The 18,913-nt window shown below is 72.0% G+C and carries 16 protein-coding genes; 11 read left to right on the top strand and 5 right to left on the bottom strand.

The features are described from left to right. The first annotated feature begins 184 nt into the window (after positions 1-184). The 4 genes from ABT254_RS13145 (at position 185) to ABT254_RS13130 (ending at position 5,065) form a co-directional block, all read left to right on the top strand. On the top strand, positions 185-2,944 hold the full coding sequence (locus tag ABT254_RS13145; protein ID WP_351467870.1) for an alpha/beta fold hydrolase: 2,760 nt from the start codon (positions 185-187) through the stop codon (positions 2,942-2,944). 28 nt (positions 2,945-2,972) lie between these two features. After that, positions 2,973-3,896 carry an NAD-dependent epimerase/dehydratase family protein gene (locus ABT254_RS13140; RefSeq protein WP_351467867.1) on the top strand — a complete coding sequence of 308 codons (924 nt, stop codon included), beginning with the start codon at positions 2,973-2,975 and terminating at the stop codon, positions 3,894-3,896. Positions 3,897-3,901: 5 nt separating this feature from the next. Then, on the top strand, positions 3,902-4,306 hold the full coding sequence (locus ABT254_RS13135; protein WP_351467864.1) for a nuclear transport factor 2 family protein: 405 nt from the start codon (positions 3,902-3,904) through the stop codon (positions 4,304-4,306). Between the two features lie 312 nt (positions 4,307-4,618). After that, positions 4,619-5,065: a prephenate dehydratase domain-containing protein gene (locus tag ABT254_RS13130; RefSeq protein WP_351468090.1), complete on the top strand. Its 447-nt coding sequence runs from the start codon at positions 4,619-4,621 to the stop codon at positions 5,063-5,065. Here ABT254_RS13130 and ABT254_RS13125 read toward each other — a convergent pair. Further along, the gene (locus tag ABT254_RS13125; protein ID WP_351467861.1) at positions 5,030-5,977 is read right to left on the bottom strand and encodes a LysR family transcriptional regulator; all 948 of its coding nucleotides are present in this window, start codon (positions 5,975-5,977) and stop codon (positions 5,030-5,032) included. The genes ABT254_RS13130 and ABT254_RS13125 overlap by 36 nt on opposite strands. Before the next feature lie 143 nt (positions 5,978-6,120). Here ABT254_RS13125 and ABT254_RS13120 point away from each other — a divergent pair, with 143 nt between their 5' ends. Next, on the top strand, positions 6,121-6,792 hold the full coding sequence (locus ABT254_RS13120; RefSeq protein ID WP_351467858.1) for an FMN-dependent NADH-azoreductase: 672 nt from the start codon (positions 6,121-6,123) through the stop codon (positions 6,790-6,792). 6 nt (positions 6,793-6,798) lie between these two features. On the opposite strand, the gene ABT254_RS13115 is transcribed toward ABT254_RS13120, so the two are convergent. Further along, entirely contained in the window at positions 6,799-8,112 is a 1,314-nt protein-coding gene (locus ABT254_RS13115; protein ID WP_351467855.1) for an FAD-binding oxidoreductase, read from the bottom strand. Further along, positions 8,109-8,783: a TetR/AcrR family transcriptional regulator gene (locus tag ABT254_RS13110; protein ID WP_351467852.1), complete on the bottom strand. Its 675-nt coding sequence runs from the start codon at positions 8,781-8,783 to the stop codon at positions 8,109-8,111. The genes ABT254_RS13115 and ABT254_RS13110 overlap by 4 nt, the downstream gene beginning before the upstream one ends. Before the next feature lie 52 nt (positions 8,784-8,835). Here ABT254_RS13110 and ABT254_RS13105 point away from each other — a divergent pair, with 52 nt between their 5' ends. The 4 genes from ABT254_RS13105 (at position 8,836) to ABT254_RS13090 (ending at position 13,636) form a co-directional block, all read left to right on the top strand. Then, complete coding sequence (locus ABT254_RS13105; RefSeq protein WP_351467850.1) at positions 8,836-9,342, top strand: SDR family NAD(P)-dependent oxidoreductase; 507 nt, start codon at positions 8,836-8,838, stop codon at positions 9,340-9,342. Continuing rightward, positions 9,297-9,569 (top strand): Rossmann-fold NAD(P)-binding domain-containing protein, encoded by a 273-nt coding sequence (locus ABT254_RS13100; RefSeq protein WP_351467847.1) that lies wholly within the window; start codon positions 9,297-9,299, stop codon positions 9,567-9,569. Before ABT254_RS13105 ends, ABT254_RS13100 begins: the two co-directional genes overlap by 46 nt. A gap of 63 nt (positions 9,570-9,632) precedes the next feature. Next, positions 9,633-11,096 carry a 3' terminal RNA ribose 2'-O-methyltransferase Hen1 gene (locus tag ABT254_RS13095; RefSeq protein WP_351467845.1) on the top strand — a complete coding sequence of 488 codons (1,464 nt, stop codon included), beginning with the start codon at positions 9,633-9,635 and terminating at the stop codon, positions 11,094-11,096. Then, positions 11,093-13,636: a polynucleotide kinase-phosphatase gene (locus tag ABT254_RS13090; protein WP_351467842.1), complete on the top strand. Its 2,544-nt coding sequence runs from the start codon at positions 11,093-11,095 to the stop codon at positions 13,634-13,636. Before ABT254_RS13095 ends, ABT254_RS13090 begins: the two co-directional genes overlap by 4 nt. Positions 13,637-13,757: 121 nt before the next feature. On the opposite strand, the gene ABT254_RS13085 is transcribed toward ABT254_RS13090, so the two are convergent. Together ABT254_RS13085 and ABT254_RS13080 are read right to left on the bottom strand one after the other, a co-directional pair. Then, positions 13,758-14,660, bottom strand: coding sequence for a hypothetical protein (locus tag ABT254_RS13085; RefSeq protein ID WP_351467839.1), 903 nt, complete (start codon positions 14,658-14,660; stop codon positions 13,758-13,760). A 655-nt stretch (positions 14,661-15,315) separates the two neighbouring features. Then, positions 15,316-16,485, bottom strand: a complete 1,170-nt coding sequence (locus tag ABT254_RS13080; RefSeq protein WP_351467836.1) for an SPFH domain-containing protein — start codon at positions 16,483-16,485, stop codon at positions 15,316-15,318. Between the two features lie 131 nt (positions 16,486-16,616). Between ABT254_RS13080 and ABT254_RS13075 the strand changes: the two genes are divergently transcribed. Further along, positions 16,617-17,840 carry an arginine deiminase gene (locus ABT254_RS13075; protein WP_351467834.1) on the top strand — a complete coding sequence of 408 codons (1,224 nt, stop codon included), beginning with the start codon at positions 16,617-16,619 and terminating at the stop codon, positions 17,838-17,840. A gap of 61 nt (positions 17,841-17,901) precedes the next feature. Next, positions 17,902-18,909, top strand: coding sequence for an ornithine carbamoyltransferase (argF, locus tag ABT254_RS13070; RefSeq protein WP_351467831.1), 1,008 nt, complete (start codon positions 17,902-17,904; stop codon positions 18,907-18,909). Positions 18,910-18,913 lie beyond the last annotated feature (4 nt).

Genomic DNA, 18,913 nt, shown 5'->3' with positions numbered 1-18,913 from the left:
TCGCGGCTCGGCCTCCCCGCTTGAACGGTGCGTCGCGCGCCGTTGAGTACGGGCCCCCGCATGCCATTCGACCCGCCGTATCGCCACGGCGTCGCGGTCACCACCCGTGGCCGTCATCCGTGCCCCACCCGTCAACGGCCACCACAACCCGGCCACCGACGCGACAGGAAGAGAAGGCATCGACATGACCACAGCCGTTTCGACCACACGGACCATCGTGGATCTGCTGCGCGACGCCGCCCGGAACCACCCGGCCTCCGGGCTGCGCTACCCCCGGGGCGCGACCGACCCCGACGCACCCTTCCAGAGCTATTCCGAACTCCTCGACGCGGCCCGCTCCGTGCTCGGTGGCCTGCGCGGACAGGGTCTCGCCGTCGGGGACAAGGTCGTGCTGCTCCTCGAGAAGCCGAGGGAGTTCCTCGCCGCGTTCTGGGCCTGCCAGCTGGGCGGTTTCATACCCTGCCCGATGGCCGCGCTCGGCGGCGACCCGGAGCGCTGGGCCGCCCAGCTCGCCCATGTCGACACCCTCCTCGACCACCCGCTGATCGTCACCAGCGAGACCCTCGCCGCCGAACTCCCGCGCACCGAGGGCCTGTCGGTGGCCGCCCTGGAGCAGCTGTACGCCGAGACGCCCGACGGCACCTGCCACGAGGCCGACCCCAAGGACACCGCCGTCCTGGTGCTGACCTCCGGATCCACCGGCAACTCCAAGGCCGTGATGCTCTCGCACGCCAACCTGCTCGCCTCCATGGCCGGCAAGAACGGCTACCACCGGCTGACCGCCGAGGACACCACCCTCAACTGGGTCTCCTTCGACCACGTCGCCGCCCTGCTGGAGTGCCACATGCTCCCGCTGTACGCCGGCAGCACCCAGCTGCACGTGGAAGCGCCCGTCATCCTCCAGGAGCCGCTGAACTTCCTGCGGATCGTCTCCCGCTTCGGCGTCACCATGACCTTCACGCCCAACTTCCTGCTGGGGCTGATCAATGCGCAGGCCGAGGGGCTCCACGAGGAGGCCGGCGAGGCCCTCGACCTGTCCCGGCTGCGGCACATCATCAGCGGCGGCGAGGCCGTCGTCCGCACCACCGGCGAGACGTTCCTCAGCCGCTTCGCCGCCCATGGACTGCGCGCCGACGCCCTCTGGCCCGCCTTCGGGATGTCGGAGACCTGCGCCGGCAGCATCTACTCCACACAGTTCCCGGCGGCCGACCAGGGCCAGGAGTTCGCCAACCTGGGCCGGCCCGTCGAGGGGCTGCGCATCCGGATCGCCGACGAGGAGGACCACCACGAGCTGGGCGAGGGCGAGGTGGGCGAACTCCAGCTCAACGGCCCGATGATCACGGCCGGTTACTACAACAACGAGCAGGCCACCCGGGACGCCTTCACCCCCGACGGCTGGTTCCGCAGCGGCGACCTCGGCCGCATCGACGACGGCCGGCTCACCCTGGTCGGGCGCAGCAAGGACAGCATCATCGTCAATGGCGTCAACTACTTCAGCCACGACATCGAGTCGGTCCTCGAAGGCCTTGACGACGTGGCCCGCTCCTATGTCGCCGCCTTCCCCACCCGCGCCCCCGGCAGTGACACCGAGCAACTGGTCATCGCCTTCCACCCGGAGTGCGCGGCCGACGACGAACTCGCCCTCTACCGGGTGCTGACCGCCGTCCGCAGCAGCGTCGTCATGCACTGGGGCTTCAGGCCCGCCCTCATCCTGCCCCTGCCCGAGGACGCCTTCCCCAAGACCAGCCTCGGCAAGATCCAGCGCTCCCTGATGCGCAGGCGCCTGGAGACGGGCGTGTACGACGAGATCCGGGCCGCCGTCGACGACCTGGTGCTGCGCCGGCTCGGCGGCTACGACGCGCCCGAGGGCGACACCGAGAAGGTCCTCGCCGGCATCTACGCCGAGATGTTCGACACCGACCCGGAGCGGCTGAGCGCCACCGCCAACTTCTTCGACCTCGGCGGCACCTCGCTGGACATCCTGCGGCTGCGCTCGCTGGTGGCCCGGCGCCTCGGCGCCGCCGACCTCCAGATCATCACCGTGCTGCGGTCCCCGACCGTGCGTGCCCTCGCCGCCCACCTCGACGGTGCCGCGAGCGGCGAGCGGGAGTACGACCCGATCGTGCCCATGCAGGTCAGTGGCGACAAGACACCGCTGTTCTGCGTCCACCCCGGCGTCGGCGAGGTCCTCGTCTTCGTCAACCTCGCCAAGTACTTCGTCGGCGACCGGCCCTTCTACGCCCTGCGCGCCCGCGGCTTCAACCCCGGCGAGACGCCCTTCACCAGCTTCGCCGAGATGGTCGACACCTACGTACGGGCGATCCGCGAACGCCAGCCGCACGGCCCGTACGCCGTCGCCGGATACTCCTACGGAGGTGCCGTCGCCTTCGAGATCGCCAAGGCGCTCCAGGACCAGGGCGAACGCGTCGACTTCGTCGGCAGCTTCAACCTGCCCCCGCACATCAAGTACCGCATGGAGGAACTGGACTTCGTCGAGACCGCCGCCAATCTGGCGTTCTTCCTGGATCTCATCGACAAGAAGCAGTCCCTGGAACTCCCCGACCGGCTGCGCCCGTTGACCAGGGACGAGCAGCTGGCGTACTTCATCGACCACGCGCCCGAGGGTCGGCTCGCCGAACTGGACCTGACCTTCGAGAAGTTCAAGGCCTGGGCCGAACTCGCCGACAGCCTCACCGACCTGGGCCGCAGCTACGCGCCCAGCGGCAAGGTCCGCTCGATGAGCGTCTTCTACGCCATCCCGCTGCGCGGCACCAAGGAGGACTGGCTCGAGAACGAGCTGCGCCGCTGGGACGAGCACACCACCGAGGAGAACCGTTACATCGACGTGCCCGGCGAGCACTACACCCTGATGGGCCCGCAGCACGTGGCGGCCTTCCAGTCCATCCTCCGCAGGGAACTCGACCGCGCCCTCGGCGACGCCTGACCCCCACCACTCTCCAGGAGAGCATCCAGTGAACGGCAAGAAGATCCTGGTCACCGGCGCGACCGGGCAGGTCGCCGGACCGGTGGCCAAAGCCCTCGCCCAGGGCAACGAGGTATGGGCACTGGGCCGCTTCGGCAGCCCCGGCGCCGAGGAGGACCTCACCCGGCACGGCATCCGCACCTTCCGCTGGGACATGGACGACACCGGCGAGGGCTCCCTCAAGGGTCTGCCGGAGGACTTCACTCATGTCTTCCACTCAGCCGTCCGGCGCGGTGAGGACGGTGACTTCAACGCGGCCGTCGAGGTCAACTCGGTCGCGGCGGGCCGCCTGATGACCCACTGCCGTACCGCCGAGGCGTTCCTGTACGTCTCCACGGGCGCCCTCTACGCCCGGCAGACCCTCGACCACAAGTACACCGAGACAGACCCGCTGGACGGCAGGGCCGACTGGCTGCCCGCCTACCCCGTGGTCAAGATCGCCGCCGAGGGCACGGTCCGCGCCTTCGCCCACACCCTCGGCCTGCCCACCGTCATCGCCCGCCTCAACATCGCCTACGGCCCCGGCGGTTACGGCGGCGTCCCGATGCTCTACTTCAAGCGGATGCTCGCCGGCGAGCCCATCCCGGTCCCCGTCGAGGGCCAGAACTGGTGCTCCCTGCTGTACACCGACGACCTCGTCGAGCAGGTCCCGCACCTGTGGAACGCGGCGAGCGTCCCGGTGACCCTGACCAACTGGGGCGGCGACGAGCCGGTCGGCATCACCGACTGCGTCCGGTATCTGGAGGAGCTCACCGGGGTGACGGCGAACCTCGTCCCGAGCGAGGTCACCCGCGAGACCTATCAGTTCGACCCCACCCTGCGCCGCTCACTCACCGGACCCTGCAAGGTGCCATGGCGCGAGGGCATCCGACGGACCCTGGCCGCCCTGTATCCCGAACACCTCAAGGACTGACACACATGACCGACAGCACCGATCCGCTGGCCCCGATCCACGCCGCCTACGCCGCCTTCGCCGCCCGGGACGTGGGCGCGCTGCTCGACGCCTTCGACCCGGACATCGAGTGGGTGCACCCCGAGGGCATGGCCCAGTACGGCCTCGGCGGCACCAAGCACGGGCACGCCGGCGTCAAGGAGTTCCTGGCGCACGTACCGACCGTCCTGGGCGGGATGAAGCTGCACCCCGAGGAGTTCGTCCGCGAGGGCGAGCGGGTGGTCGTCTTCGGCCACCGGGACATCACCTCGCTGCGCGGCCACACCGAGACCCAGCCGTTCGTCCACTCCTGGGTGCTGCGCGGGGGCCGTGCCGTGCGGATGGAGGACATCTTCGACACCGTCGCCTTCCACCGCGTCATCGAGAGCTGACGGCCCGAGCTGCCCTACGGCTGTCTCGGCCCCGAGGGGACCTTCACGCGGGCGCCGTACGCCGGCTGCCGTCGGTGGTCCCCCCCCGGGGGCGGCTGGGTCCGCACCGTCCGTTCCCCACGGTCCCCGCCGCGCTGGAGGCGGCCGTGGTGCCCTGGAGACCTCGGTGCGCGGGGTCATACCCGCCGGCCGCCGCGACACGCACATCAACGCCGCGGTCGAGGTGCCGGTGCGGTTCGCGCCTCACGTCGGTCACCGATGCTCAGCCATCCGCACGCACTCGGCCGGTGCGAGCACTGACCGCGCGCCCGGCTGCCCGGCGCCCGCCCCCGGGCGGCCGCCTCCACCGCGGCGGCCGCTCGGGAGGCCGCCGAGGCCGGCATCCCCGGTCGGGCGGCCATCGCGGCACCGGCCGCCGCAAAGCCGTACGGGTTACGGATCCTCGCCGCCGGGCCCGGCCGGGAGGCCGGAGCGGTGACCCGGTTCGTGTCGGTGGTGCCGCGCCGGCACCGTCCGGCCCGCTCGCCGCACGAACGCACCTCGCTGCTGCCCGTCGTCCCGCAGGCCTTCCGTGCCCGCGCGGTCGCCCTGTCCTGGATCCAGTCCTGGCCCACCGGTCAGGCTGCGGCTCGCCATGGCGGATGTCGAGGTGCCGGCGGTGGAGGTGCGGTTTTCGGGGAGCTGCCCGCGTCGGCCGGCGGCTTCGTGATGAGAGGGGTCCCGCTACTGGGACGCGGGGTCCTGATGTTCCGTCAGTGACCTGCTCAGCTCCGCCGCTGCCTCCCGCACGGCCGGCAGCAGCGCCGCGACCGGCGGGGTCTGCAGGGCGCCCTCGCGCACGACGAGGGTGATGCGGCGGGCGAGTTGGGGCCCCTCCAGCGTGACCCGGGCGACCGGATGGCCCGGCCGGCCGGGCACCAGGTCGGGGACGAGCGCCACGCCCCAGCCCAGCGAGACCAGCCCGAAGACCGCCTGCATGTCGCCGATGTCGGAGACGATGTCGGGCACGAAACCGGCGCCGGCACAGGCGTGCAGGGCGAGCCTGCCGAGCCGCGAGGTACGGTCGAGCAGCCATGGTTCCCCGGCGAACTCCTCGAGACGGCGCGGGAGTTCACCGGTGGCCAGCGGATGGCCGGGGGCGACGACGAGGCGGAGGCGGTCGCTGAGCACTTCCTCCTCGTACAGCCCGGGCACCCGGGGCTCGGGCACCTGCGGATAGCCGGCGGCCAGCACGGCGTCCAGCCGGCCGAGCCGCACGGTCTGCCGGCCCTCGTCGGGGGCCACGCCGTGCAGGGTGATGCGCAGCCGCGGATGGTCCTGGCGCAGCCGGTTCAGTGCCGGCACCAGTAGCGCGGGCCCCTCGTGCAGGGGCACGCCCACCCGCAGCTCACCGCTGATCCGCCCGTCTCGGGCACGCAACTGAGCCTCGGCGGCCTCCAGTTGGGCCAGGATCCGGTCGGTGTGGGACACCAGCAACCGCCCGGCCGGGGTGAGTTCGGCCCGCCTGCTGCCGCGGTCCAGCAGGGCGGTGCCGGTCTCCGCCTCCAGCGCGGAGAGCTGCTGGGAGACCGCGGAACGGGTGTAGTTGAGGGCCTGCGCGGCCGCGGCGATGGATCCACGGACGCCGACCTCACGCAGCAGTACCAGTTTCCGTACGTCCAGCACCGTCATCCTCGCTAACGCTTCCGGTTACAAACAGTCACGCCAGATTACGGGACAACGGTTTCGCCGGGACTTTCAATGGAGCTCGGCCCGACCCGGACCACGGTTCTCGGCCCGACCCGAACGACCTGATCAGACAGGGGAACTCCACCATGCCGACGCTGCTCCACCTCGACTCCAGCCCGCGCGCGGGCTCCGTCTCCCGCCAGATCTCGGGCGAGTTCGCCGAGGCCTGGCGCAAGGCCAACCCCGAGGGCGCCTACGTCTACCGCGACCTGGCCGCCGACCACGTTCCCCATGTCGACGACGCGCAGATCGGGGTGATGCACCGCCTGGAGACGGAGGGTGTGCGCGACCTCGCGGTCGCCCGGGCCGCGGCGCAGACGCCCGAGGAGAAGGCGAGTTGGGCGGTGACCTGGCCGCTGATCGAGGAGCTTCTCGCCGCCGACACCATCCTGCTGGGTGTGCCGATGTACAACTTCTCGGTGCCGTCGACCTTCAAGGCGTGGTTCGACCGGGTCCTGATCGCCCCGCTGATCGCCGATCCGGCCACCGGCCAGGGCCCGCTCTCGGGCAAGAAGGTCGTCGTGGCCTCGGCGCGCGGCGGTGCCTACGGCCCCGGCACGCCCCGCCACGACAGCGACCATCAGGAGCGCTATCTCAGGGCGGCCCTCGGCATGGTCGGCCTTGCGACCGACCTCACCTTCCTGCACGCCGAGCTGACCAAGTCGGCGCATGTGCCGCGGCTCGCCCAGTTCCAGGAGAAGGCCGCCGCGTCGTACCAGGCGGCGCTGGAGGCCGCCCGGACCCACGGGGCCGCCTGAAATCCCTTACCGCAGCGGGAAGTTGCGGTCGAAGACGTTCTCCGGGTCGTACCGGTCCTTGAGCTCGCGCAACCGGGTCAGGGTCGGCTCGGGGAACGCCTCGCGCAGCACGTCCGGGGTGCGCCGGGTGTCGAAGCTGAGGTACATGCCGTTCAGGTGCGGGGCGAGCCGGGCCCAGTGCGCGTCGAGCGCCTGCTCCAGCTCCGGGACGGTCGCGGAGAGCAGCGAGAAGTTCTGGGTGCGGTGGGCGTAGGCGGTCGCCGCCGGATCCAGGTCGTTGACCGCCCCGCCCACCGAGCGGAACTGCTCCATCAGCACCTGCCCGGACTCCAGGGCGCCCGCCACCGCCCGCGCCGCGTCCGCGGTGAGATGGTCCAGCAGGCCGGAGCGGGTGGCGCCGAGCTGCTGCTGACCGTGGTGCGGGGCGCCGCTCACCGGCACAAGGCCCGAGTACGGCGCGAGCACCGCCCGCTGCCGCAGCAGCGGCCCCAGCCGCAGCAGCGGAGTCAGCACCCGCTCGGCGGCGCTGTGTTCGCCCGCGTACACGGCGGAGACATGGGCCAGAGACGGAAGGCCCGGCCCGGCGGGCATGAAGGTCAGGAAGCTGGTCAGCTCGCGGGGCGCCGCCTCGAGGACCGCACCCCACTCCTCGATCAGCGCGGCCGCGTCCCGCGCGTCGAAGACGAGGTCGGCGAAGACCACGTCACCCGTCTCGTACGCCTCCAGCTCCACCGCGGTGACGACGCCGAAGTTGCCGCCGGCGCCGCGCACCGCCCACAGCAGATCGGGCTCCCGCTCGGCGTCCGCCCGTACCGACTCGCCGTCGGCCAGGACGAGTTCGACCGCCGTGACATGGTCGACGGTCATCCCGTGCAGTCGCGCGAACCAGCCGATGCCGCCCGCCGTGATCAGCCCGCCCACCCCCACGTCTCCGGTGTCCCCGGAGCCGATGGCGAGCCCGTGCGGCTCGAGGGCCTGCGCCACCCGCCCCCAGCGGGCGCCCGCCCCGATCCGTATGCGCCGCCGGGCCCGGTCCACGACCCGCACTCCGTCCAGGCGCGACACGTCCACGACGACACCTCCGTCGTTGGTCGAGCGACCGCTGATGCCGTGCCCGCCGCTGCGCACCGAGACCACCGAGCCCAGCGCACGCGCGTACCTCAGCGCCTCGGCGGTCTCCCGCGCGGTCTCGGGCAGCAGTACCGCGGCGGGGGAGCCCCGGTGCACATAGCAGTGCCGTAACCGCTCGTACCGTGCGTCGTCCGGCACGACGATCCGCCCGGCCAGGGACTGCGGCACCGGCGGCAGCGTGGACGTCATGACGGGGATCTCCCTCGGTGGGCTTCATCGGACTCTTGGGCTTCACCGGGCACGTCCGCCTCGTCGAGCGGCTCCAGCGCGCAGCGCAGGGCCCGCGTCAGATACCGCACCAGCCGCTCCGGTGCCATCTCCGCCACCGGCCCGCTGCGCAGCACGTACCGGTTGAAGGCGACCCCGATGAGCTGCACGCCGACCAGGTCGATGCGCTCGTCCGCGTCCGGCCCGGTCAGCACCGTGCGGTACGCCGCCATGCTGCTGTCCCGCATCGCCGTGTACAGCGCGGTCGCCGCGTCCTCGTCGGAGGCGGCGCTGCGGATCAGGGCGAGGAAGGGGTCGCTGCCGTCGGCGCGCTCCATGCGCTCGACGAACGCCCGGGCGATCCGGTCGGGCAGTGTGCCGGGCAGCCCGGGCACCAGCTCCGGCAGGTCCCGGGTGCCGGGCACGGCGGCCAGGAACAGACGCTCCTTCGAGCCGAAGTGGCGCATGACCAGGCCGTGGGTGACCCCGGCCCGGCCGGCGATCTCCCGGATGGTGGCGCGCGCGTAACCCCGCTCGGCGAAAGCGGCACGTGCCGCGCTGAGGATCGCCTCCCGATGTGCCTCGGGGGCCCGTACTCGCTTCCGGGCCGGAGCGGTGCCCGGCGGCCCGGAGGCTGTGTTCTCCTTGCTCACGCTCCTAATGTACATCTGGTCATTAGCGTGCCGCGGGACTACGATCGATCCAATGACCAGTCGTTTCACCGGGGTTGCGGAGTTCGGAGAGCCGTTCCTGCGCGGCCGCCACGTGCTCGTCGCCGGCGCGACCGGCGGCATAGGGGAGGGCATGACGCGGGCGCTGCTGGCGCTGGGTGCCACCGTGGTCGCGGCCGGCCGGGACGGGGGCCGGCTGCGCCTCCTCGCGGACTACGCGGGCGACACCGGGCCCGGCGTCCTGCCCACCCACGTCATCGATGTGTCGGACCCCGACAGCACCGCGGTACGCGCCGAACTCGTCCAGGGGTACGGCCGGTTCGACGGCGCCGTGCTCGCCATCGGCAACTGGGGACCGCCCGGCCGCACCGCCCCCCACTGCCTGAAGGGCGTGGGAGGTGCCCCCACTCGCCGCACCGGGCACAGACCCAAGTACATCCAGTACGAGGGCCTGTGCCCGGCACGCCGAGAGCCCCCTATCCGGGCAACGCGCTCGTGGGCGCCACCAACGCCGCCAAGAAGTCCCTGCTGCGCACGCTGACCGCCGAACTCGGCGGCAAGGGCCCGCGCATCCATGAACTCGTCATCGGTCCGATCCGCACCGGCCCGCGCGCCGCCATGGGCGCGGACAGCCCGAGCCGGCTCAGCGCCGAGGACCTCGGCCGGCACGCCGGACAACTCATCGCCGGGCGCGGCCCGTGGACCGCCGAACCGTTGCGGTACCTGCTCGACCGGGCGACGGACGTCCTCACCGCACTGCCGCAGTGAGGCACGCGCCGGACGGGGAAAACCAGTGGTCACAGTGGGGGCACAGCCGGGAGACTCGGACGTGTGTTCCTGACGATCTCCACGCGCGGCACCGCCGCCTCACCGGCCACCGACCTCGGCTACCTGCTCCACAAGCACCCTGACAAGGCGCAGGCCTTCTCCACCTCCTACGGCACGGCGCACGTCCTCTACCCCGAGGCCGATGCCGAGCGCTGCACGGCGGCGCTGCTGCTGGAGGTCGACGCGGTGGCGCTGGTGCGGCGGGGGAAGGGCAAGGGACGCGGCGGGGCGCCCGACGCGGCACTCGCGCAGTACGTCAACGACCGCCCGTACGCGGCCTCCTCGCTGCTCGCGGTGGCGCTGAGCGCCGTTTTCTCGAGCGCCATGCGAGGCGTGTGCAACGCCCGCCCCGAGCGTGCGGCCCAGCCGCTGCCGCTGCGCATCGAGGTGCCCGCGCTGCCCGCCCGCGGCGGGCCGGGGCTGGTGCGACGGCTCTTCGAGCCGCTGGGCTGGACCGTCACCGTCGAAGCGGTGGCGCTGGACACCGAGTTCCCCGAGTGGGGCGACTCGCGGTATGTGCGGCTCGTCCTGGAGGGCGAGACCCTCACCCTCGCCGAGGCCCTGCGCCACCTCTACGTCCTGCTCCCGGTCCTCGACGACGCCAAGCACTACTGGGTGGCCCCCGACGAGGTCGACAAGCTGCTGCGGGCCGGTGAGGGCTGGCTGCCCGAGCACCCGGAGCAGAAGCTGATCACCAGCCGTTACCTCTCCCGCCGCTGGTCGCTGACGCGCGAGGCGATGGAGCGGCTTGAGCTGGTGCGGCTCGCCGAGGCGGACGACAGCGAGGTCGAGGACATCGACAACGCCGTCGAGGAGGAGACCGAGACGGAGGAGAAGCCCACCCCGCTCGCCGTGCAGCGACGGGACGCGATCATCGCCGCGCTCGGCGCGTCCGGCGCCGCCCGGGTGCTCGACCTCGGCTGCGGACAGGGCCAGTTGGTGCAGGCCCTGCTCAAGGACCCGCGGTTCACCGAGATCGTCGGCGTCGATGTGTCGATGCGCGCGCTGACCATCGCCTCCCGGCGGCTCAAACTGGACCGCATGGGGGAGCGGCAGGCCGCGCGAGTCAAGCTCTTCCAGGGCTCGCTCGCCTACACCGACAACCGGCTCAAGGGGTACGACGCCGCCGTGCTCAGCGAGGTGATCGAGCACCTCGACCTGCCGCGGCTGCCCGCCCTGGAGTACGCGGTGTTCGGTGCGGCCCGCCCGAGGACCGTCCTGGTGACCACCCCCAACGTCGAGTACAACGTCCGCTGGGAGTCCCTCCCGGCCGGCCACGTCCGGCACGGCGACCACCGCTTCGAGTGGACGCGGGAGGAGTTCCGCACCTGGGCGGGGACGGTGGCCGAACGGCACGGGTACGACGTGGAGTTCGAGCCCGTCGGCCCCGACGACCCCGAGGTCGGACCGCCCACCCAGATGGCTGTTTTCCGTATCAGGACCGAGAAGGAGGCGAAGGCGGCATGACCGAGAACCAGACCAAGGGGCGCGTCCTGCCCGTCACCGACCTCTCCCTCGTCGTCCTCGTCGGCGCCTCCGGCTCCGGCAAGTCGACCTTCGCCCGCCGGCACTTCAAGCCGACCGAGATCATCTCCTCCGACTTCTGCCGCGGCCTGGTCTCCGACGACGAGAACGACCAGAGCGCGACGAAGGACGCCTTCGACGTCCTGCACTACATCGCCGGAAAGCGCCTGGCGGCCGGCCGTCGTACCGTCGTCGACGCGACCAGCGTGCAGCAGGACGCCCGCCGTCAGCTGATCGACCTGGCCAAGCAGTACGACGTGCTGCCCATCGCCATCGTGCTGGACGTCCCGGAGGAGGTGTGCGCCGAGCGCAACGCGGCCCGCACCGACCGGGCCGACATGCCGCGCCGGGTGATCCAGCGGCACATCCGTGAACTCCGCCGCTCCATGAGGCACTTGGAGCGCGAGGGCTTCCGCAAGGTGCACGTCCTGCGCGGGGTGGAGGACATCGAGAACGCCTCCGTCGTCACCGAGAAGCGCTTCAACGACCTGACCCACCTCACCGGCCCCTTCGACATCATCGGCGACATCCACGGCTGCTCCGCCGAACTGGAGTCGCTGCTCGGCAAGCTGGGCTACGTCGACGGCGTGCACGCCGAGGGCCGTACGGCCGTCTTCGTCGGCGACCTCGTCGACCGCGGCCCGGACAGCCCGGGCGTGCTGCGCCGCGTGATGTCGATGGTCACGTCCGGCAACGCGCTGTGCGTACCCGGCAACCACGAGAACAAGTACGGCCGGTACCTCAAGGGCCGCAAGGTCCAGCACACCCACGGCCTCGCCGAGACCATCGAGCAGATGGAGGGCGAGAGCGACGAGTTCCGCGCTCAGGTGAGGGAGTTCATCGACGGGCTGGTCAGCCACTACGTCCTCGACGGCGGCCGGCTGGTGGTCTGCCACGCCGGCCTGCCCGAGAAGTACCACGGCCGCACCTCCGGCCGGGTTCGCTCGCACGCGCTGTACGGCGACACCACCGGCGAGACCGACGAGTTCGGGCTGCCGGTGCGCTACCCGTGGGCGGAGGACTACCGGGGCCGGGCGGCGGTCGTCTACGGCCACACACCCGTCCCGGAGGCGAGTTGGCTCAACAACACCATCTGCCTGGACACCGGGGCCGTCTTCGGCGGCAAGCTCACCGCGCTGCGCTGGCCGGAGCGTGAGCTGGTCGACGTACCGGCCGAGCAGGTCTGGTACGAGCCGACGCGCCCGCTGCGGGCCGAGGCGCCCGGCGGGCACGACGGCCGGCCGCTGGACCTGAACGACGTGCACGGGCGGCGGGTCGTGGAGACACGGCACTCGGGCCGGGTCGCCGTCCGCGAGGAGAACGCGGCCGCGGCCCTGGAGGTCATGAGCCGTTTCGCCGTCGACCCGCGGCTGCTGCCGTACCTCCCGCCGACCATGGCGCCGACGGCGACCAGTCACGTCGAGGGCTACCTGGAACACCCGGCCGAGGCGTTCGCGCAGTACGCGGCGGACGGGGTCGCGCGGGTCGTGTGCGAGGAGAAGCACATGGGCTCGCGGGCGGTCGCCCTGGTGTGCCGGGACGCGGAGGCGGCGCGCAAGCGGTTCGGTGCGGACGGGCCCACGGGCTCGCTGTACACCCGTACGGGACGGCCGTTCTTCGACGACGGGTCGGTGACGGAGGAGATCCTCGGGCGTGTGCGGGCGGCGATCGGTGAGGCCGGTCTGTGGGAGGAGCTCGACACGGACTGGCTGCTGCTCGACGCCGAGCTGATGCCGTGGTCGCTGAAGGCCTCCGGGCTGCTGCGGTCCCAGTACGCGGCCGTCGGCGCCGCGTCCGGGGCGGTGTTCCCCGGTGCGCTCGCCGCGCTGGAGGGTGCCGCGTCCCGGGGTGTCGAGGTGGCCGACCTGCTGGCCCGCCAGCGGGAACGGGCGTCGAACGCGGCCGCGTTCACGGAGGCGTACCGCCGCTACTGCTGGACGACCGAGGGCCTGGACGGCGTACGACTCGCGCCCTTCCAGATCCTGGCCGTCCAGGGCCGCAGCCTCGCCGGACTGCCGCACGACGAGCAGCTCGCGCTGCTCGACCGGCTCGTCGAGCACGACTCCGGCGGCCTGCTGCAGACCACCCGACGGCTCTACGTCGACACCGGTGACCCGGAGTCGGTGCGGGCGGGTGTCGACTGGTGGCTGGAGATGACCGGCCGCGGCGGCGAGGGCATGGTCGTCAAGCCGCTGGGCGCGCTCGTGAGGAGCGAGGAGGGGCGGCTCGTGCAGCCCGGCATCAAGTGCCGGGGCCGCGAGTACCTGCGGATCATCTACGGTCCGGAGTACACGCGCCCCGACAACCTCGTCCGGCTGCGCGGCCGCTTCCTGAACCACAAGCGGTCGCTGGCGATCCGGGAGTACGCCCTGGGCCTGGAGGCCCTGGACCGGCTGGCGGAGGGTGAGCCGCTGTGGCGGGTGCACGAGGCCGTGTTCGGGGTGCTGGCGCTGGAGTCGGAGCCGGTGGACCCGCGGCTCTGAGCCGATCGTGAGCCGTGTTCACACAGGCGCCAGGGAAACCTGGTGTCACATGCGCGGCCCCGCCCGACTTGAACGACCTTGTGAATCAGGGGAGTTCGAGGGGGTGGGGCAGGCGGCTGCGCTATCCGACCAGGCGCAGTGAGGTGCCCGCCACGCCCACGCGCACCGACTGCCCCCAGGTCAGCTGCAACGCGTCCTGCTCCATCCCGTCGCCGAAGGCGATCAGCCGCTCGCACTCGACGGTGAGGGTGAGACGTGCCGCGTCCGCGAGTTCGCCCGCGACCAGCGACGTTCCGGTGGCCGGGGACGGCCACGCCTCCCGTACGAACCACAGCAGCCGGTCGTCGGTCGGGCGGGGCAGCGACAGGGCACTTTGCGCGGCGCCCCGCTCCTGCCACACCGAGCGGATCCATCCCGTCGCGCCGGTCCCCGTCCCCACCAGCACCCCGGACGAAGCCTGGGCCTCGACGACACCCCCGTCGTCCTCGAGGCCCAGGCGGTACCTGGCCGTCTGATGTCCGGCGGCGCCCAGGTAGATCTCGTTGAGCGCGACGAGCCGCTGAGTGTCGTCGGCGACGGCCTCGACCATGGTGAGTTCGTCCACGGCGGTCGTGCGGGCCGCCGCCAGCAGTGCCGCCGCGTCCGCGGGCCGGTGCCGTACCAGGACGCCCGGGTTGCGCCCGGGGTCCGTGTCGATGCCCACCACGGGCTGCCCGTCGAGGTACTTGGCGACGTTCGCCACCAGCCCGTCCTGCCCGACGACCACCACGACGTCCTCCGGCGCGAACAAAAAGCGGTCCAAGTCCGCCCTCTCCACCAGGGTCTGACGCCAGGTCAGCGGAATGGCCGCGGTCACCTCGGCGAGCGCACGCCGGGTGCGGCGATGCCGCTCGGCGACCTCCGCGATGTCCCGGCCCCGGGAGGAGAGAAAGAAGTCCGCCTGTCCATGCGTACCGTGGTGGGCCACCAGCTCCTCGTACTCCGTGGTCCGATGAACGAGGACAACACGCGGGGCGAGACTCATACGCCCCACTCCACACCGAGCGCCCCCGCCGACCGGACGACGGATGGCGGGTACCCGCCGCTCGAGTCCGCGCTGTGGGCGGGCCAGGAGAGCGCCCCCGTCGGCCGAGGGACGGATGGCGGGTGCCCGCCGCTCTGGTCCGCGTCGCGGGCGGGCCGGGGGAGGGTTTTCGTCGGCCGGGCGGCGGACGCCGGCTGACCGCCGCTCGGGTCCGTGCCGCGGGCGGGCCGGGGGAGGGTTTTCGTCGGCCGGGCGGTGGATGGCGGTTGCCCGGCATTCGGGTCCGTGCTGGGGGCGGGTCGGGGGAGGGTTTTCGTCGGCCGGGCGGTGGATGGCGGTTGCCCGGCATTCGGGTCCGTGCTGGGGGCGGGCCGGGGGAGGGTTTTCGTCGGCCGGGCGGTGGATGGCGGTTGCCCGGCATTCGGGTCCGTGCTGCGGGCGGGTCGGGGGAGGGTTCTCTTCGGCCGGGCGGCGGACGCCGGCTGACCGCCGCTTGGGTCCGCGCTGCGGGCGAGCCAGGAGAGCGCCCCCGTCGGCCCGGCGGCGGGCGGCGGCTGACCGCTGCCCGGGCGCGCGTCGCGGAGCCTGGTCGGGGCGGTCGATGGCTGGTCGAGCGGTCTCGTGTCGGGGAAGCCGGCCCGTCCGGCTTCCGTCTTCATGCCCGTTCCCCGTTGCCGAGCCGCGCGAGCAGTCCCGTCAGTACGTCCGGCGAGATGGTCACGCTGTCGATGTTCGGCAGGTTCTCCGCCAGCCGGGTCCCGGTGAGGGCGTGCAGGGTCGCGACGTCCACCTCTCCATGCACCCGCAGCCAGGCCGCCTGCGCCTGGGCCCGTGCCTCCCCGACCTCGCGCGCACCTTCGGCCTCGGCGCGGGCGAGCCGGACCGAACGAGCCGCCTCGGCATCGGCCATCCGCACCGTCCGCGCCGCCTCCGCCTCCGCCAGCCGCTCGGTACGCCGCGCCTCGGCGTCCGCGAGCTGTACCGACCGCGTGGCCTCCGCGTCGGCCAGCCGAAGCGAGCGGTCTGCCTCCGCCTGAGCCAGCTTCACCGTCCGCGCCGCCTCCGCCTCGGCCCGTACCGCGTCCGCCGCCGCGTGCTCCTCGGCCTCGCGCCGCGCGTTCGTGCCGCGCTGCTCGACCAACTGCTCCTCGCGGCGCGCGAGTTCGATCTGGCTGGCCAGTTCGTTCTCGGCGATCGCCCGCTCCCGCTCGACGGCCACGGCCCGCCGCTCGTACGTCGCCCGGTCCGCCTCCTGCTGGATCTGCTCACGGGCGGGCGTGCGCAGGGCCCGCTCCACCTCCGGCTCGGGACGCAGCGCCACCACACGGACGGCGACCACCTCGATGCCGGTCGCCGGCAGCCGCGGCTCCGCGCCCAGCCCCGCCGCGACCCGCTCCCGCACCGCCGCCACCCCGTCCACCAGCGCCGACGACAGCGACGTACGGGCGAGGACGTCCAGCGCATGCTGCTGGGCCGTCTCCGTCAGCAGCGTCCCCAGCTGCTCCAGCGGCGCCCCCCGCCACACCCCCGTGTCCGGGTCGACGGAGAAGTCCAGTCGGGCGGCGGCGAGCGCCGGGTCACTGATCCGGTACGTCACCGTCGCCTGCACCGCCACGTCCTGGAAGTCGGACGTACGGGCATGGAAGGTCATCGCCAGCTCCCGGTCGTCGACCGGGACTTCGGAGAGCGCCGCGGTCAGCGCACGGAACCAGAAGCTGAGCCCCGGGCCGTCGTGCAGCAGCTTCCCCGCGCGCTGGTGCCGGATGTGCGCCGTCGGCGCCCCGCGCAGATGGCGCCAGCCCAGACGCCGTGTGATGTCGGCCATCGAACCCCCTCGGTTCTCGTCCGTTCGACGATAATCGCCGCAAGCGTTTATCGTCAAGAGGACGAAAACAAGAAGCGAAGAAACCGGTCGACCAGCGGGTCAAGAAGGCCCCCGGTGGTCAGGATGGAGGCATGGGAATGCATGTCGACTCCGAGGCCGGGCGGCTGCGCCGCGTCATACTCCACCGGCCGGATCTCGAGCTCAAAAGGCTCACCCCCAGCAACAAGGACGCCCTCCTCTTCGACGACGTGCTCTGGGTGCGCCGCGCCCGCGCCGAGCACGACGGTTTCGCCGACGTCCTGCGCGACCGCGGGGTCGCCGTCCATCTCTTCGGTGACCTGCTCACCGAGGCCCTGGAGATCCCGGCGGCCAGAACGCTCGTTCTGGACCGGGTCTTCGACGAGAAGGAGTACGGCGTCCTCGCCACCGACCACCTCAGAGCCGCCTTCGAGACCCTCCCCGCGCAGGAGCTGGCGGAGGCCCTGGTCGGCGGCATGACCAAACGCGAGTTCCTGGCCGCCCACGCGGAGCCCACCTCCGTCCGCTTCCACGTCATGGACCTCGACGACTTCCTCCTCGCGCCGCTCCCCAACCACCTCTTCACCCGCGACACCTCCGCCTGGATCTACGACGGTGTCGCCGTCAACGCCATGCGCTGGCCGGCCCGGCAGCGCGAGACGGTCCACTTCGAGGCGATCTACCGGCACCACCCCCTCTTCCGTGACGAGGACTTCCGCGTCTGGTCCGAGGGGCAGGCCGACTACCCGTCCACCATCGAGGGCGGGGACGTACTCGTCATCGGCAACGGCGCCGTCCTGATCGGCATGAGCGAGCGCACCACCCCGCAGGCGGTCGAGATGCTGGCCCACAAGCTGTTCGAGGCGGGCTCCGCGCAGACGATCGTGGCCCTCGACATGCCGAAGCGCCGCGCCTTCATGCACCTCGACACCGTGATGACAATGGTCGACGGCGACACCTTCACCCAGTACGCGGGCCTCGGCATGCTCCGCTCGTACACCATCGAGCCGGGCGCCGGCGACAAGGAGCTCAAGGTCACCGACCACCCGCCGGAGCACATGCACCGCGCGATCGCCGCCGCCCTCGGGCTGAGCGAGATCCGGGTCCTGACCGCCACCCAGGACGTGCATGCCGCCGAGCGCGAGCAGTGGGACGACGGCTGCAACGTCCTCGCCGTCGAGCCGGGCGTCGTCGTCGCCTACGAACGCAACGCCACCACCAACACCCATCTGCGCAAGCAGGGCATCGAGGTCATCGAGATCCCCGGCAGCGAACTGGGCCGGGGCAGGGGCGGCCCGCGCTGTATGAGCTGTCCCGTCGAACGGGCTGCCGTATAGAAATGCAATTCATCGTATAGACTTCCAGCGGTATTGGTCCCCGCACTCCTGGAGCGCCCCCATGGCGACAGTTCCGACCGCCCTCGCCGGCCGCCACTTCCTCAAGGAGCTCGACTTCTCCCAGGAGGAGTTCCTCGGTCTGATCGAGCTGGCCGCCGAGCTGAAGGCCGCCAAGAAGGCCGGGACCGAGACGCAGTACCTGCGGGGCCGGAACATCGCGCTGATCTTCGAGAAGACCTCGACGCGCACGCGCTGCGCGTTCGAGGTCGCCGCCGCCGACCAGGGCGCCTCGACCACCTGTCTCGACCCCGCGGGCTCGCAGATCGGGCACAAGGAGTCCGTGAAGGACACCGCGCGCGTGCTCGGGCGGATGTACGACGCGATCGAGTACCGCGGGCACGGTCAGGGCGTCGTCGAGGAGCTGGCCGCATACGCCGGGGTCCCCGTCTACAACGGCCTCACCGACGAGTGGCACCCCACGCAGATGCTGGCCGACGTGCTCACCATGACCGAGCACAGCGACAAGCCGATCGGCGAGACGGTCTTCGCCTACCTAGGCGACTCCCGCTACAACATGGGCAACTCCTACCTGGTCACGGGCGCCCTGCTCGGCATGGACGTCCGTATCGTCGCGCCCCGGGTGCTGTGGCCGGACGAGACGATCGTCGAGGTGGCCCAGCAGCTCGCCGCCGCCTCCGGCGGCCAGGTCACGCTCACCGAGGACGTGAAGGAGGGGGTGCGCCATGCCGACTTCGTCGCCACCGACGTCTGGGTGTCGATGGGGGAGCCCAAGGAGGTCTGGGACGAGCGCATAGCGCTGCTCGGCCCCTACGCCGTGACCATGGACGTGCTGCGCGCCACCGGCAACCCCGACGTGAAGTTCATGCACTGTCTGCCGGCCTTCCACGACCTCGGCACGCGGGTCGGCCGTGAGGTCCACGAGCGGCACGGTCTGACGGAGCTGGAGGTCACCGACGAGGTGTTCGAGTCGGAGCACTCCGTGGTCTTCGACGAGGCCGAGAACCGTATGCACACCATCAAGGCGGTCCTGGTCGCGACCCTGGCGTGACACC

It is taken from the genome of Streptomyces sp. NPDC001137 (genome assembly GCF_040298885.1).
Lineage (GTDB): Bacteria > Actinomycetota > Actinomycetes > Streptomycetales > Streptomycetaceae > Streptomyces.
Note: the sequence above shows the minus strand (reverse complement) of the source record. Positions and strands in the feature narration are given on the sequence as shown.